This is a genomic window from Mucilaginibacter sp. (assembly GCF_964263795.1).
In the GTDB taxonomy this organism is placed as follows: Bacteria; Bacteroidota; Bacteroidia; order Sphingobacteriales; family Sphingobacteriaceae; genus Mucilaginibacter.
Genome location: NZ_CAXVWK010000074.1, coordinates 18,557 through 32,600 on the forward strand (window position 1 = coordinate 18,557; position 14,044 = coordinate 32,600).

Annotated in this window: 15 protein-coding genes; 8 read left to right on the forward strand and 7 right to left on the reverse strand. The window is 44.2% G+C overall.

Going from position 1 to position 14,044, the window contains the following annotated elements; all coding sequences use genetic code 11:
• Window positions 1-972 carry a GlxA family transcriptional regulator gene (locus ACE5CV_RS12770; RefSeq protein WP_374950564.1) on the reverse strand — a complete coding sequence of 324 codons (972 nt, stop codon included), beginning with the start codon at window positions 970-972 and terminating at the stop codon, window positions 1-3.
• A 132-nt stretch (window positions 973-1,104) separates the two neighbouring features.
• Between ACE5CV_RS12770 and ACE5CV_RS12775 the strand changes: the two genes are divergently transcribed.
• Window positions 1,105-1,671, forward strand: coding sequence for a dihydrofolate reductase family protein (locus tag ACE5CV_RS12775; RefSeq protein ID WP_374950565.1), 567 nt, complete (start codon window positions 1,105-1,107; stop codon window positions 1,669-1,671).
• Window positions 1,672-1,680: 9 nt separating this feature from the next.
• On the forward strand, window positions 1,681-2,268 hold the full coding sequence (locus tag ACE5CV_RS12780) for a dihydrofolate reductase family protein (RefSeq protein WP_374950566.1): 588 nt from the start codon (window positions 1,681-1,683) through the stop codon (window positions 2,266-2,268).
• A gap of 51 nt (window positions 2,269-2,319) precedes the next feature.
• Here ACE5CV_RS12780 and pgi read toward each other — a convergent pair whose 3' ends face one another.
• Window positions 2,320-3,966: a glucose-6-phosphate isomerase gene (pgi, locus tag ACE5CV_RS12785; protein WP_374950567.1), complete on the reverse strand. Its 1,647-nt coding sequence runs from the start codon at window positions 3,964-3,966 to the stop codon at window positions 2,320-2,322.
• A 251-nt stretch (window positions 3,967-4,217) separates the two neighbouring features.
• On the opposite strand from pgi, the gene ACE5CV_RS12790 reads away from it, so the two are divergent.
• Window positions 4,218-4,655 (forward strand): hypothetical protein, encoded by a 438-nt coding sequence (locus ACE5CV_RS12790; RefSeq protein ID WP_374950568.1) that lies wholly within the window; start codon window positions 4,218-4,220, stop codon window positions 4,653-4,655.
• A gap of 55 nt (window positions 4,656-4,710) precedes the next feature.
• Here the strand turns inward: ACE5CV_RS12790 and ACE5CV_RS12795 are convergent, their stop codons facing one another.
• Window positions 4,711-5,295, reverse strand: coding sequence for a hypothetical protein (locus ACE5CV_RS12795; protein WP_374950569.1), 585 nt, complete (start codon window positions 5,293-5,295; stop codon window positions 4,711-4,713).
• Between the two features lie 95 nt (window positions 5,296-5,390).
• Here ACE5CV_RS12795 and prfB point away from each other — a divergent pair.
• Both prfB and ACE5CV_RS12805 read left to right on the forward strand, forming a co-directional pair.
• A protein-coding gene (prfB, locus tag ACE5CV_RS12800; RefSeq protein ID WP_374950570.1) for a peptide chain release factor 2 occupies window positions 5,391-6,483 on the forward strand; the annotation gives its coding sequence in 2 pieces (ribosomal slippage) (window positions 5,391-5,450 and window positions 5,452-6,483; 1,092 coding nt in all).
• Between the two features lie 142 nt (window positions 6,484-6,625).
• Window positions 6,626-7,537 (forward strand): alpha/beta hydrolase, encoded by a 912-nt coding sequence (locus tag ACE5CV_RS12805; protein WP_374950571.1) that lies wholly within the window; start codon window positions 6,626-6,628, stop codon window positions 7,535-7,537.
• A 2-nt stretch (window positions 7,538-7,539) separates the two neighbouring features.
• Here the strand turns inward: ACE5CV_RS12805 and ACE5CV_RS12810 are convergent, their stop codons facing one another.
• Window positions 7,540-8,406, reverse strand: a complete 867-nt coding sequence (locus ACE5CV_RS12810) for a transglutaminase-like domain-containing protein (protein ID WP_374950572.1) — start codon at window positions 8,404-8,406, stop codon at window positions 7,540-7,542.
• Between the two features lie 43 nt (window positions 8,407-8,449).
• Between ACE5CV_RS12810 and ACE5CV_RS12815 the strand changes: the two genes are divergently transcribed.
• Window positions 8,450-9,235: an O-methyltransferase gene (locus ACE5CV_RS12815; RefSeq protein ID WP_374950573.1), complete on the forward strand. Its 786-nt coding sequence runs from the start codon at window positions 8,450-8,452 to the stop codon at window positions 9,233-9,235.
• 121 nt (window positions 9,236-9,356) lie between these two features.
• On the opposite strand, the gene ACE5CV_RS12820 is transcribed toward ACE5CV_RS12815, so the two are convergent.
• The 3 genes from ACE5CV_RS12820 to ACE5CV_RS12830 form a co-directional block, all read right to left on the reverse strand.
• Window positions 9,357-9,962 carry a hypothetical protein gene (locus ACE5CV_RS12820; protein ID WP_374950574.1) on the reverse strand — a complete coding sequence of 202 codons (606 nt, stop codon included), beginning with the start codon at window positions 9,960-9,962 and terminating at the stop codon, window positions 9,357-9,359.
• A gap of 138 nt (window positions 9,963-10,100) precedes the next feature.
• Entirely contained in the window at window positions 10,101-10,682 is a 582-nt protein-coding gene (locus ACE5CV_RS12825) for a Crp/Fnr family transcriptional regulator (RefSeq protein WP_374950575.1), read from the reverse strand.
• A gap of 31 nt (window positions 10,683-10,713) precedes the next feature.
• Window positions 10,714-11,850, reverse strand: a complete 1,137-nt coding sequence (locus tag ACE5CV_RS12830) for a polymerase (RefSeq protein ID WP_374950576.1) — start codon at window positions 11,848-11,850, stop codon at window positions 10,714-10,716.
• Window positions 11,851-11,963: 113 nt separating this feature from the next.
• Here ACE5CV_RS12830 and ACE5CV_RS12835 point away from each other — a divergent pair, with 113 nt between their 5' ends.
• Both ACE5CV_RS12835 and ACE5CV_RS12840 read left to right on the forward strand, forming a co-directional pair.
• Window positions 11,964-12,944 carry a deoxyhypusine synthase family protein gene (locus ACE5CV_RS12835; RefSeq protein WP_374950577.1) on the forward strand — a complete coding sequence of 327 codons (981 nt, stop codon included), beginning with the start codon at window positions 11,964-11,966 and terminating at the stop codon, window positions 12,942-12,944.
• A 252-nt stretch (window positions 12,945-13,196) separates the two neighbouring features.
• A partial coding sequence (locus ACE5CV_RS12840) for a c-type cytochrome (RefSeq protein WP_374950578.1) occupies window positions 13,197-14,044 on the forward strand: 848 nt, incomplete at its 3' end.

The window sequence follows — 14,044 nt, forward strand, 5'->3', positions numbered from 1 at the left end:
TCAGGCCGCTTTCTTATATTTATTCCTGTATTCGACCGGTGATAGCCCCGTGATCTTTTTAAACACCGTACGGAAGGCTTTAGTATCGGTATAGCCAACATCGTACATTACTTCGTTTACGTTTTTACGGCCGCTTTCCAGTTGTTTCTTGGCAGCCTCTATCTTTACGCGTTGAATGTACTCAACAGGTGTATTGTTGGTTGCCTTTTTAAAACGGCGCTCAAAATGGCGTTTACCAATTGCGTATTTACCGGCAAGGTCTTCTATTGAGATCCGTTCGGTGATGTTGGCTTCTATAAATTCCTGGGCCTTTTTGATCGGCTCATCCTCATGCGTTTTTTGCCCGTTAAACATGATAAATGGCGACTGGCTCTTGCGGTCAATCTCCAGCGCAAAAACCTTTGATGCCATGATAGACATGTCGCGGCCGGCATACTTCTCAACCAGATATAAAAGCAGGTTCCAGTAAGATGTTGCGCCGCCGCTGCTGTAAAGCCCCTGCTGCTCGGTAACAATACGCGCATCTACCAGGGTAATATCCGGGAACATCTCACGGAACTGCTCTGCAAAACGCCAGTGGGTAGAACATTCCTTGCCCTTTAATAAACCTGTTGCTGCTAACAGAAACGCGCCTACGCACAAGCTTGCCACCTCGGCGCCCTGGTTGTATTGCTTAATAATCCACGGGATAAATTGCTCGTTCTTTTTAATAGCTCCCGCCATGTCGCCGCCCATTGCAGGAATAATGATCAAGTCGGTTTTGGTCACATTATCTATCACCTCATCAGTATGTACAGAAAATAATCCCGAATGCAGTTTTACATCTTTGGTTAAACCAACCAGCTGCACTTTAAACAACGGCGGTTTGCCTGCGGCTTCTAAAAACTCATTTACACCGGTAAACATAATACGCGGGTCGGCAATGCTGGCTAAAACCGCGTCGTTACTGATCAGGATAGATACGTGTTTCATATAGGGTGATAATAATTGGTTAAGTAAATTTAAGGAACAATAATGTCGTAAACAACCCCGTATTAGTCCTCTTTACACCGTTACCGGTTATCATAGCCGTTTATCTTTGTATCATCACAACAAAAAGCAATAATGAGAAAGCTAAAATTACAAATGCAGGTAAGCCTTGATGGTTTTGTAGCCGGCCCAAATAATGAAATGGATTGGATGACCTGGGACTGGGACGACCAGTTGAAAGAATATGTAGCAGATATAACCCGCCCAGTCGACACGATAATTCTTGGCCGTGTACTGGCCGAAGGTTTCATCCCTGTATGGAAAGAGCGCTCTAATGAAGCTGAAGCAGATGCTTTTACGCACAAGATGGTGAATGATCCTAAAGTTGTGTTTACGCGGTCACTTTCCGAGAGCCCGTGGGAAAACACCACATTGGCAACAGGCGATATTGCAGAAGAAGTAAGTAAATTGAAAGCGCAGGAAGGTGGCGATATTGTTGCTTATGGCGGCGCACGTTTGGTATCGGCACTGATAAAAAATAATTTGATAGACGAGTACCATCTATTTGTAAACCCAGCAGCAATAGGCAAAGGCAAGCCCATTTTTGCAGAGCTAGATAGTAAGCTGAACTTGAAGTTGATCAAAGCAAATTCGTTTAGCTGCGGCATTAATGTATTATGCTACGCGCCGGCGGATAAATAAATCAATGCAATGCGCAGGCTTGTTGTGTCAATGAACGTTACCTTAAATGGCTTTATGGCCGGCCCCGATGGTGAGCTGGACTGGCATACGCCGTTTTGGAATGATGAAATGAGCCATGTAGCAGCCTTTCAATTAGGCAACGCCGACACTTTGGTTTTAGGCCGTAATACTTATCAGGGCATGGCCTCTTACTGGGGCGCTCACCAAAGCAGCTTTTTGCCCAGGGAGAATGCCGATTATGCGCAAATGATGAACAGCTGCGAAAAGGTGGTTTTTTCAAGATCGCTTATGCGGATAGGAGCATGGAATAATACCCGGCTGGCAGCCCGACATTTAAAACCGGAGATTAACCAGCTTAAGCAAAAGCAGGGGAAAGATATTTTAGTTTATGGCAGCGGCAAACTTGTTGCAGGTTTAATACGCCATAATTTAGTTGATGAGTACCGGTTGTGGATTTACCCCATCGCCCTAAAAAAAGGCAGGCCGTTGTTCAAAAACTTGCGTGATAGATTGGGATTGAGGGCAACTAATACAATGGTCTTCGAAAACGGGGTTGTGCTGCTAAGTTTTGAAAAAGCGGCCGGCGAAAATTTATGATAGGAAAAGGCTACCTGAACAGGTAGCCTTTCACTTATATTCCCTTGCTCTTTACCGCCAGGCTTTATATTGATTAATCAATCCGTTGGTTGATGAGTCATGCGTGTTTACAGGTGAATTATCTTTCAGCTCAGGCAGGATCTTGCCTGCCAACTGCTTGCCAAGTTCAACACCCCATTGGTCGAAACTGTAGATATTCCAGATAATGCCCTGTACAAATATCTTATGCTCGTACATTGCTATCAGGCTACCTAAGGTGCGTGGCGTGATCTTTTTTACCAGGATAGAATTGGTAGGCCTGTTGCCTTCAAAAACCTTAAATGGCGCTATATGGCTAATCTCTTCGTCGGATTTACCGGCGTTTTTCAATTCGGCAATTACCTCATCCTCTGTTTTACCATTCATTAAGGCTTCGGTTTGCGCAAAGAAATTTGATAGCAGCATGTTGTGGTGCTCGCCAAGCGGATTGTGTGATTGCGCCGGCGCTATAAAATCGCAGGGGATAAGCTTAGTGCCCTGATGTATCAGCTGGTAAAAGGCATGCTGGCCGTTTGTGCCCGGCTCACCCCAGATAACCGGCCCGGTTTGGTAATCTACATGTTTGCCATTGCGGTCTACATGTTTGCCGTTACTTTCCATATCCCCCTGTTGAAAGTAAGCTGCAAAACGGTGCATGTATTGATCGTAAGGAAGTATCGCCTCAGTTTCGGCTTCGAAAAAGTTATTATGCCAAATGCCTACCAAAGCCAATATCGCCGGTAGGTTTTCTTCCAATTCAGTTGATTTAAAGTGTTCGTCCATGGCATGGGCGCCGCTCAACAACTCTTCAAAGTTATCGAAACCAACGCTTAAAGCGATAGAGAGGCCAATAGCGCTCCATAACGAGTAGCGGCCGCCAACCCAATCCCAAAACTCGAACATGTTTTTTGTATCGATCCCAAATTTTTCAACGCCCTCGCTATTGGTAGACAGCGCCGCAAAGTGTTTAGCTACATCTTGGTCTTTACCGCCCTTTTCAATGAACCAGTCGCGGGCGCTATGGGCATTGCCCATTGTTTCCTGCGTGGTAAACGTTTTTGATGCGATGAGGAACAGTGTGGTCTCTGCATTCAGTTCTTTTAAAGTTTCGGCGATGTGAGTACCATCTACGTTTGATACAAAGTGCATGTTCAGATGGTTCTTGTAAGCTTTCAATGCTTCTGTAACCATCACCGGCCCTAAGTCAGATCCGCCGATGCCTATATTCACTACATCAGTAATTGCCTTCCCGGTGTAGCCTTTCCATTCGCCCGAAGTAATGGCCGTACTAAATTCTTTCATGTGCTGCAAAACCCGGTTTACATCGGGCATTACATCCTTCCCATCAACTAAAATAGGTGTATTGGCGCGGTTACGTAAAGCTACGTGCAACACAGGGCGGCCTTCGGTAACATTAATTTTTTCACCGGCAAACATGGCCTCAATTGCCTTATTTACACCACACTCGCGGGCCAATTGTATCAAAAGTGCTATGGTCTCGTCGTCTATACGGTTCTTGGAATAATCCAGCAGTATATCATCGAACTGGAGAGAGAACTTTTCAAATCGTTGACTATCAGCCGCGAAAAGATCTTTCAGATTTTTAGTCAGGACATCGAGGTAATGGTCGGTAAGGTATTTATAAGACTGGGTGCTGGTGAAATCAATATTTGGCAACATAGTTGATGTGTTTTTGGTAAAAGCAACAAGTTAATTTTTACGCTGATATTAATTGTGAAATAATGACGGGATAGTGTTGTTTAAACACCCCGGGGATAGTGTTTGTTTTACACCATTCGGATTGTCATATTTTTAACAACTTTATCATTACGTTTTTATTTTTAAAACCAATATTCGATATATTTGTCGTATTGGTAAATAAAACCAATTATTTTATCAATTTTCATAATCTGCTATTAACACATATTATCATGTTTGAGAAACTCTTTTTGCTTGTAAAAAATAATGCCGGAGAAGCTGTTTTGAACAACCCGGCAATTCCCGAAAAATACCGTGAAGCCGTGTTGAACGATGCATCGAGCTCGATCATTGAGGTGCTTAAAAGCCAGATGGAAAGCGGGAAACTACGCGATCTGGTAAAATACTTCCAATTTACGGGTATATTTAATAATCCGCTTATTGCAAGTGCAGTAAATAAGTTTGCCAATAAATTGAACAACTTTTACGGCATAGAAAGCAGAGAGGCAATGGAGATCTCGAACAAACTGATCCCACCGGTAATGCAGGAGCTGATCAAACAATCAAAAAGCGAGCAGAATAAAGAACTTGCACTAAGCGCCATTATATCAAAGCTAAATGGCAACATTGGCGATATTAGCCTGTTGCTTAAGCAAATGAAGTTGGCTTAAGCACAAGCTTGAAAGATAAAGAGGCTGTAAGGGATTCTCTTCGCAGCCTTTTTGTTTATAGCCGTATGAGCATGCCTACCTTATTGCCGTCAAACATCACCGGGTTTTTAGCCAAAAACGCGCGCAACTTACCACCATTGCCTTTTTGCGTAGCATACATAATACTATCAAACAAAAGCAGCGCGGCACCCTGCATAATTACAGACGAGCCGTAGCCCTTTAATTTATCATCGTTTTTAGAATTACCACGATGGCTCAGGTAAATGCCGGTGCCCAGATACGCCACATCGAGTCCGCCGTTTATCAGGAAGACCTTTTCCATTTTTTTCTGTTCGGCTAAACTTTCTGTCGGGTTGAAACTTTTCCCTTTATTTTTTTGCGCATTGGTATAGCCTAACAGGGCAATCCCCAAGTTAATGCCACCCCAAAAAGTGTTCATTTGATGGAAGTATTTGGTTGTGCCATCGGTAGTTGCCCAGCCGGTTGCGCCAACTGCAAGATTAACGAGTCCCCAACTGCTTAAAACTTTCATGCCCGTTGCAGTGGTAGTATAGCGCTTTTGGTTATAATATTGCAACGAATCCTGCGCAAAAGCGCCGCTGCATGCTAAACTTAAGCAAAGGGTAAGGAATTTTTTCATGGCAGATAAATATAAACTAAGATACGAAAGCATTAGCCGGAAAGTTGTAACACCGGTTAATAAAACCCTTGCCGGCAATTTATTATATTTGCCGTATGACTAAAGAAAACATCCAGGATTTAAGGGATAGAACAACTTCCCTGAGGAGGCATCTTTGACATCGATAACAAACTCGATGCGATGCAAAAAGAACAGGAAATAACTGTTGGCCCAAACTTTTGGGATCATCCTAAAGAAGCCGAAAAGGTATTGGCTTCCATCAAAACTAAAAAAGTATGGACTGATGCTTTCCAGAAGGTAGTAGCTGTAGTAGAAGATACCCAGGTGCTGTTTGAATTTTTCCAGGGTGGCGACGCTACCGAGACCGAAATGAACGAACAGTACGAGCAGGCGGTTAGCGCAGTGGAAGAGCTGGAGTTTAAAAACATGCTCAGCGCCGAAGAGGATCAGTTCAACGCCGTTTTGCAAATTACGGCCGGTGCTGGTGGCACGGAGAGCTGCGACTGGGCAGGTATGCTGATGCGTATGTACATTATGTGGGCCGAAAAGAACGGGCACAAGGTATCTGAACAGGATTACCAGGAAGGTGATGTGGCCGGCGTAAAAACGGTGACCCTGCAAATAGAGGGTGAGTTTGCCTATGGCTATTTAAAAGGCGAAAATGGTGTGCACCGTTTGGTGCGAATTTCGCCATTTGATTCAAATGCCAAACGCCACACCTCTTTTGCGTCGGTATATGTATATCCGCTGGTAGATGATACTATTGATATTGAGGTTAAAGATGCCGATATTGAATTTGAAACCTTCCGGGCAGGTGGCGCGGGTGGCCAAAACGTGAACAAGGTAGAAACTGCCGTGCGTTTATATCACAAACCTTCAGGAATTATTATCAAAAACCAAGAATCGCGGTCGCAACTGCAAAATAAGGAGAACGCCATCCGTTTACTGAAATCGCAATTGTACGAAGCTGAAATGCGCAAACGCGCCGAAGCGTCAAGCGCGGTAGAGGGTAACAAGAAAAAGATAGAATGGGGCTCACAGATCCGAAATTATGTTTTGCACCCTTACAAGTTGGTGAAAGATTTGCGTACCGATCATGAAACATCTAACGCGGCGGCCGTTTTAGATGGGGACCTGAACGAGTTCCTGAAATCGTACCTAATGGAGTTTGGCGGGCCTAAAAATTAGTGTAACCGCTTCCAACTTTAATAATAGTATTTAGTTCGATCATGATTTTAAAGTGCCGGTGTTTCACCGGCACTTTTTTGTAGCGATTGATCAGATTACTTTACCTCTCAAAATTGTACATTGCCTGTCAATTAAAATTGCTATGAAATTACTGTTATCGGCACTGTTAACGGCCTTTGGTACATATTCGTCCATGGCTCAGCAGAAAGCTATATTGCTATACCTCAACGGCATACCAAACGCCAAAACCGCGCCTGCTAACTACAAAGAACAAATTAGCAACACCTTTTGGATCACTAAAGTAACTGTACCAACTTTAACCCCTTACCTGCCGGCAAAAGAGTTAGCTAATGGTACTGCTGTGATCATTTGCCCGGGCGGTAGTTATATGGGCTTAGCTTCCGAGCACGAAGGGTTTACTGTTGCTAAGGAATTTAACAAAATTGGTGTTGCAGCCTTTGTGCTGAAATATCGTTTACCAAATGACAGTATTATGGTTGATAAAACGATTGGCCCACTGCAAGATGCGCAACGTGCCGTGCAAATGGTAAGGGAAGGGGCAGCCACCTGGGGCATAAATCCTGATAAAGTTGGGATCATGGGTTTTTCGGCAGGGGGGCACCTGGCCGGTACTGAAGGAACACACTTTGACAAAGTGTTTATCGACAATAAAAACAACACCAGCGTACGCCCGGATTTTATGATGCTGATTTACCCCGTGATCACCATGGGCGACAAGACCCACGCAGGATCGAAGGAAGCTTTGCTGGGTAAAAATCCGTCGCAACAAACGGTCGACCTATACTCCAATGAACAACAGGTAAACTCAAACACGCCACCTACTTTTATCATTCACGCCGAGGATGATACTGTTGTACCGGTAGAAAATGCACTGATGATGTACGATGCGTTATTAAAAAACAAGGTAAAGGCAGAGATGCATTTGTTTCCCTCCGGAGGCCACGGTTTCGGTATGAAAAATCCAAAAAGCAAACAGTTCTGGTTCAGCTGGCTTACCGGCTGGATGGACGGTAACGGGTGGTTACAGAAATAAGATTACGGCGTATTCCCTAATATTCCGAGCAGCTCATTTAGCTCATCCACCTTTTCTGATGAACCCAGGTGCTCGTAAGAACTGATCAGGTTGCGGAGCACGCGTTTGATGATGTCTGCATTTGAACACGGCTCGTAAAACTGCTTGTCATATTGCAGGTTAAGCTGTTTTAAAAACATATCTACATCCCTGCGGCCAAAAATGAAACCTTTGTTAAAGGCGTTAATGTAAAACAAGATGCCGCCTTCAAATTCGGTTTCACGGCTTTCATCCAGGTAGGCTAAAATAAAATGCTGCGGCAGGTTCACGCCATACACCGGGATATCCAGTTTTTGGGCGATGATGGAATAGATAATTGCCAGCGAAATTTGGTTACCCTTCTTAGTATCAAGGACCTGGCTTAGGTAGCTATTCTGCGGATCGCGGTGATTGCTGGTATTGCCGCCAAACCCGTGTATGCTGTAAAAAACATGATTGATCAGCTTTACCTGTTCAACCGGACTGGCCTCGTTCATCATCTGGAGCCAGATGTCGCGCTTGATCGCTTCGATCTGGTTGATCACTTTCTGTTCATCCAGATCGGGGTATTGGTAACGGTTAATGATCAGGATACCCTGCAACAAGTCGAAAGCGCCGCTTTGGTACCACAATTTCAGGTCGTTTTTAAGGGTACCAAACTGTATTTCATGTACCAGGTTGGCAATACGCTCTTGCTGTATGCTGTCAAAGGCTTGTTCAAAAGCCGACTCTAAATATTGAATAGCCTCGGTGCCATAAGATAGCAACTTTTGGTGTACATGCTGGTAAACTTCGGCATCAGTATCATCAAGTAAGCGGATAAGGGAATGTACTTCTGAAGGATTTATCATACGCTATGCTAAAATACTAAACGTTTATATATTTTTGCTTTCAATGTCTAAATTAACGTTCACTAAAGATTTTCTGTTTCACAGGTTCCGGTCAAAAAACCGTCATGGTTTACACTCGCCGTTCATTTACCGTTTGGTTGATGATGTGATATACGACTACAGCCACAAAGAGGTTTATGATAAAGTAGAAGCGCAGCGCGACCACCTGTTGGTAGATGACCGCCTCATTACTGTTACTGATCTTGGAGCCGGATCTCACGTTAACAATAACAAACAAAAAAAAATAAGCGATATCACCATAAATGCGCTTAAACCGCCGCGCCTGGCCAAACTGCTTTATCGCCTTGCCAAATTCGCCAAGCCCGATAACATTGTAGAGTTAGGCACCTGCTTGGGCATTACCACAGTATACCTGCAAAAAGCAGCGCCCAATGCTAAAGTGTACACACTAGAGGGTTGCCCGCAAACTGCCGGCGCAGCAAAGGAAGTTTTTAGGAGGTCGGGTTTGCACGATATAGACGTAGTGGTAGGCAATTTTGATGATACCTTGAAAGGCGTTTTAGACAGCCAGGAAAAGCTCGACTTTGTGTACATCGACGGTAACCATCAGCGGGATGCCACCATTCGTTATTTTGAGTGGTGCCTGCCTAAAGTGCATGAAGGTACAATGCTCATCTTCGACGATATTTACTGGAGCGACGGGATGAAGGAAGCCTGGAAACAGATCAAAGCCCACCCGCGGGTTACCGCAACTGTCGACTTGTTTTGGATAGGTTTGGTTTTCTTTAAACCCGGCCAGGCTAAGGAAGATTTTAAGATCCGGTTTTAAGCCATAGTGTTCATGTTCACGGCCGTGAACGCCTCCTGTTAATTGTAAGTTACTGGCAATTAATAATTTATATTGTCTGCTACTGACAAATCAGTGTCACCTAAAATTAAATCAAAAAAGATTATACAGCGAGTTTTTTGATGCTTACTAAATGTGCCATAAATACTATCGGTACAATAAAGCAAGGCAGCCAGGTATAAGGGAAGTATAGCAGCGCGATATTCGGTTGCTCGAACCCGAATTGTTGAATGCTAAACGGCGCAGATAGTACAGCGGTAAATACTATGTTGGCCAAAAGCAGCAAGCATACAATATTCCAGCCTAACAGCATTTTATTGCTGATCGCTTTTTTTACGAATGCCAGGTAGTAAACTAAAGGGGCGCTTAATCCGGAGAGGATATCAAAATTACGACCGGAGAATGTCATCACTTCCGGCACCACTTTGTGCTGATATAGCCAGTAAAGCGTTAGTTCAACAGGAATTCTTACGATATGTAAAAGGGTTAAGGCCTTTAAGTCGAAAGTTGCCATAAACCACAAACCACTTTTTGTGATTGCGCGGATAATAGTAAAAAGGATAGGCGGTACCAGCAGCAATGCAAATCTTGGCGGTATGCCTGTTGTTACTTTGTAAAATCCGGTTAAGGATATAGCTGCCTGAACCGACACCCAAACCAGGGCAATTGCAATTACAATTTTAGAACCGTTGGTTGCTTTATAGAGCAACGCAAACGTTAAAACCGTGGTTAGTAAGAATACAGCGGGTATAAAAGTTGTAAGTTTTCCATTGTGTGATTTATTTATACAAAGGAACCTGATTGGCAATAGCCCTGTCTTGCCAATTGGCAAGAAATAAATTTGGCGTTATTTTTTCGACAGATCTTTACGGATACGGCTAAGGGATGTATCGGTAATACCAAGGTAAGAAGCTATGTGCTTTAACGGCGCATGCTGAAAGATGCCCGGATTTGTTGCCAGCAGCAACTCGTAACGTTCTTCGGCGGTAAGGGTTATCATGTTGAGCATCCGTGTTTTTAATTGAGCAAACCCTTTTACCAATACCGACCGGCCGAACTCCCTAAACTCGGGCAGGGAGTGAAAAAGCTCATTTAATTCTTTGTAAGTGATGAACCACCCCTCACAATCTGTAAGTGTTTGGATGTTTTCCTGCGACCGGCTTCTGTTAAAAAAAGATGAGACCTCAAATATTACCTCACCTGCGGCATAAAAATTAGTGGTTACCTCATTGCCGCCGGTATCAAACGCAAATGCGCGCATGTACCCTTCTTCCAGAAAAAGGTATTCATCGCAAACCCTGCCCGATGTAAGTTGAAACTGATTCTTTGACAGGGCTTTATGCTTGAAACGATCTACCACCTCCTGCCTTGCCGGGGCAGAAATGATCTTCTCATTTCCTAAAAACTGATAAAGCTTATCCTTACTCATCTTGCCTTGTGGTTAGATATTTCTGTCTCCCTTAAAACGCTTCTCCTAAGCCAATATATACACCGCTTTGCCTGCTTTCGCCGGGGCGTTTTTCCCCAACGCCGTAATCTACGCGGATGCTGAGGCCCTTTTCGGTATCGAAGAAATAGCGGAGGCCGCCGCCATAGTTGGGCTTAAACTCGCTGAGGCTGAAACTTTTATCAAACACCTGCCCCGTGCCCAAAAAACCGACGATGCCTATCCGGTCGCCCAGTCTATAGCGTAGTTCTGTTTGGCCGGCCAGCAGGTTACGGTCGCGAAACCGGCCGTTGTAGTAGCCGCGCATCATTTCGTCGCTCCCGAGGGCGGGCAGCAAATAAAAGGGCGACTGACTGCCCGTAAGGCTTTGTTCCTGTACATTAAAAGCCAGCACGAATTTATTGCTCAGCTTAAAATACTGGGCATATTCAAAGTTAAAAAGGCCGCCGCTGTAGCTATTATTGCTGTACAGGCCTTTCATCAGGTTAAGGTAGCTGGTAATGTGTATGCCTTTTGTAGTGTAAGTGTTGTTGTTGCGGCTATCAAAAACAAGGCTGGGGCCGGCGTATAAAAAAGTACCGCCATGGCGGCCTTGTATAGTTGGGTCTGTAGCGAAAATGCCATCGGTTTGCTGGTCGTTAAAGCGGTAATCATAACCGCCGCCTACCAGGCCTATGTAAACATTGTCACCCAGTTTTTTCTCAGCAGTTGCCGTAACGCGTACGCGTTTCTGGCCAAGCCGGTCGGCATCTGCCTTGCGGGTGTTATTGCCCACACCGTAAAAATCAAACGGGAAGTTAATGTATCCAACAGATGCGGTGTAGTGGTATTTGTTTTGCGGCGCCCAATAATTGGTGCTTAAGTTTAAGCGGCTTTGGCCTTTTGTGGTAATGGTACCGTAGGCAAATATGTTAGATACGCGGGTATTACGGCTGACGGTATCTGTGTAAAAAGAATACAGGGCCGATCCGCCGATCTCCAGCCCTGTTTCAGGCGCGGTACTTAATACCGGCAGTAACACAAAACTGGCTTTTTTGGTGCTATCCTTACTAAAATACATATCGTACAAAAACTTGGGCAATATGCGCCTTTGCGCTTGTACCGCCTGGCAGGCCGCCAGTAATAGCAGCACAGTAAAGGTTTTTTTCATTGTGATCACGGTGGCCAAAGGTAGCTTATAACCAATTGTTTTGCAGAATTTGGAATTTAAAATTCTGTTGTGCGCAAAATCCCTACTTTTGCATCACATTACAGTTTACAATTATGAGTACAGAAAGAGGCCCTATATCTCAATTCATTGAGAAAAATTACCTGCATTTTAATGCAGCGGCGTTAATGGATGCAGCCAAAGGTTATGAAACACACTTAACCGAAGGTGGTCAAATGATGGTAACGCTTGCCGGTGCCATGAGTACTGCCGAACTGGGTATATCCCTGGCCGAGATGATCCGCCAGGATAAGATCGATATTATTTCTTGTACAGGCGCCAACCTGGAAGAAGACATCATGAACCTGGTTGCACATTCGCACTACAAACGCGTGCCTAACTACCGTGACCTGTCACCGCAAGAGGAGTGGGAGCTTTTAGAGAACCACTATAACCGTGTAACAGATACCTGTATCCCTGAGGAAGAAGCATTCCGCCGTTTACAAAAACATATTTACAAGATATGGAAAGATGCAGATACTGCCGGCGAGCGCTATTTCCCGCATGAGTATATGTACAAGATTCTGCTAAGCGGCGAGTTGGAGCAATACTACGAGATAGACCCTAAAAATTCATGGATGCTGGCAGCTGCCGAGAAAAACCTGCCGATTGTTGTACCCGGATGGGAAGATTCTACCATGGGTAACATCTTTGCATCATACGTGATCAAAGGTGAGATCAAAGCATCGACCATGAAAAGCGGAATAGAATACATGGCCTGGCTGGCCGATTGGTACCCGAAAAATTCGGGTGGCAAAGGCGTAGGCTTTTTCCAGATAGGCGGTGGTATTGCCGGCGACTTCCCGATATGTGTAGTACCTATGCTTTACCAGGATATGGAAATGACGGAAATCCCTTTCTGGAGCTATTTCTGCCAGATCTCTGATTCAACTACATCATACGGATCTTACTCAGGTGCTGTTCCTAACGAAAAGATCACCTGGGGTAAACTGGATATCCACACCCCTAAATTTATTGTAGAGAGTGATGCGACCATTGTTGTACCACTGATATTTGCCTGGATATTAAAACAATAATTCAATTTTCAAAGTAATGATTTAATTGCCGATTTGCAGGTGCAAAATCTGGCAAAATGAAATGCCCTTTATAGCTATTTAAAGGGCATTTTTTAATAATTTAGAACGATTATAAATTAGATATTACTGTCATTAATTTGTCAGTGGTACTGTAATAAATTATACTTTTGTGGCTGTAAAAGTGGCAAAATCGTAACTCTACAGGTCAGTTTCACACATTAATAATATAATTATTTAGCATAAATACCTTTTATGAGAAATATCTCATTAATTTTTAAACAGTTAACAAGATCGATTTTACTGGTAGCCGGTTTGGCTGTTTGCGGGTTAAATGCCCATGCGCAGGCAGATGCCGCTAAAGGTGAAGCGATATTCAAAGCGAAATGTACTGCGTGTCACAAAATTGATGTGCGGATGACTGGTCCCGCTTTAGGCCCGCAGCTGACGCAGGAAACTGACGATGCTTACCTGACCAAATGGATCCAAAACAACCAGGCACTTATCGCTGCTAAAAACCCAAAAGCATTAAAAATCTATAACGAGTTTAACCAGGCTAACATGACTGTGTTTGCGGAGTTAAGCGATGCTGATGTAGGTAATATTATCACTTACGTTCGTGAGGATTACAAAAAACTTCAGGCAGATAAAGCTAAAGGCCCTGCAGGTGGCGGCGCTGGTGCTGCCGCAGAAACAGGCACTCCAAGCAACCTGGTTATTTTTGGCCTGATCGGTGTTATCGTGATCGCTTTCATCGTTATCCTGGTGTTGAACAAAGTTATCGCAACGCTTGAGCGTTTGCTGATGCGCAGTAAAGGCCTGGTTATCGAAGAGGAAGAAGAAGGCGAAGAAAAAGTTGCTGTTGACCGTTTAGCAGGTGTAAAAAAAGCGCTTAAAAACAAAAAATTAGTATTCTTTATCGTGCTGTGCGGTTTCATCGCTTTAGGTAGCTTTAGCTGGGTAACCATGTGGAACACTAACGTTCACCAGGGATATCAGCCGGTACAGCCTATCAAATACTCGCACGAGTTACACGCAGGCGCCATGAAAATTGAGTGCCAGTATTGCCACACCGGCGCGTACAAATCTAAAAACGCTTCTAT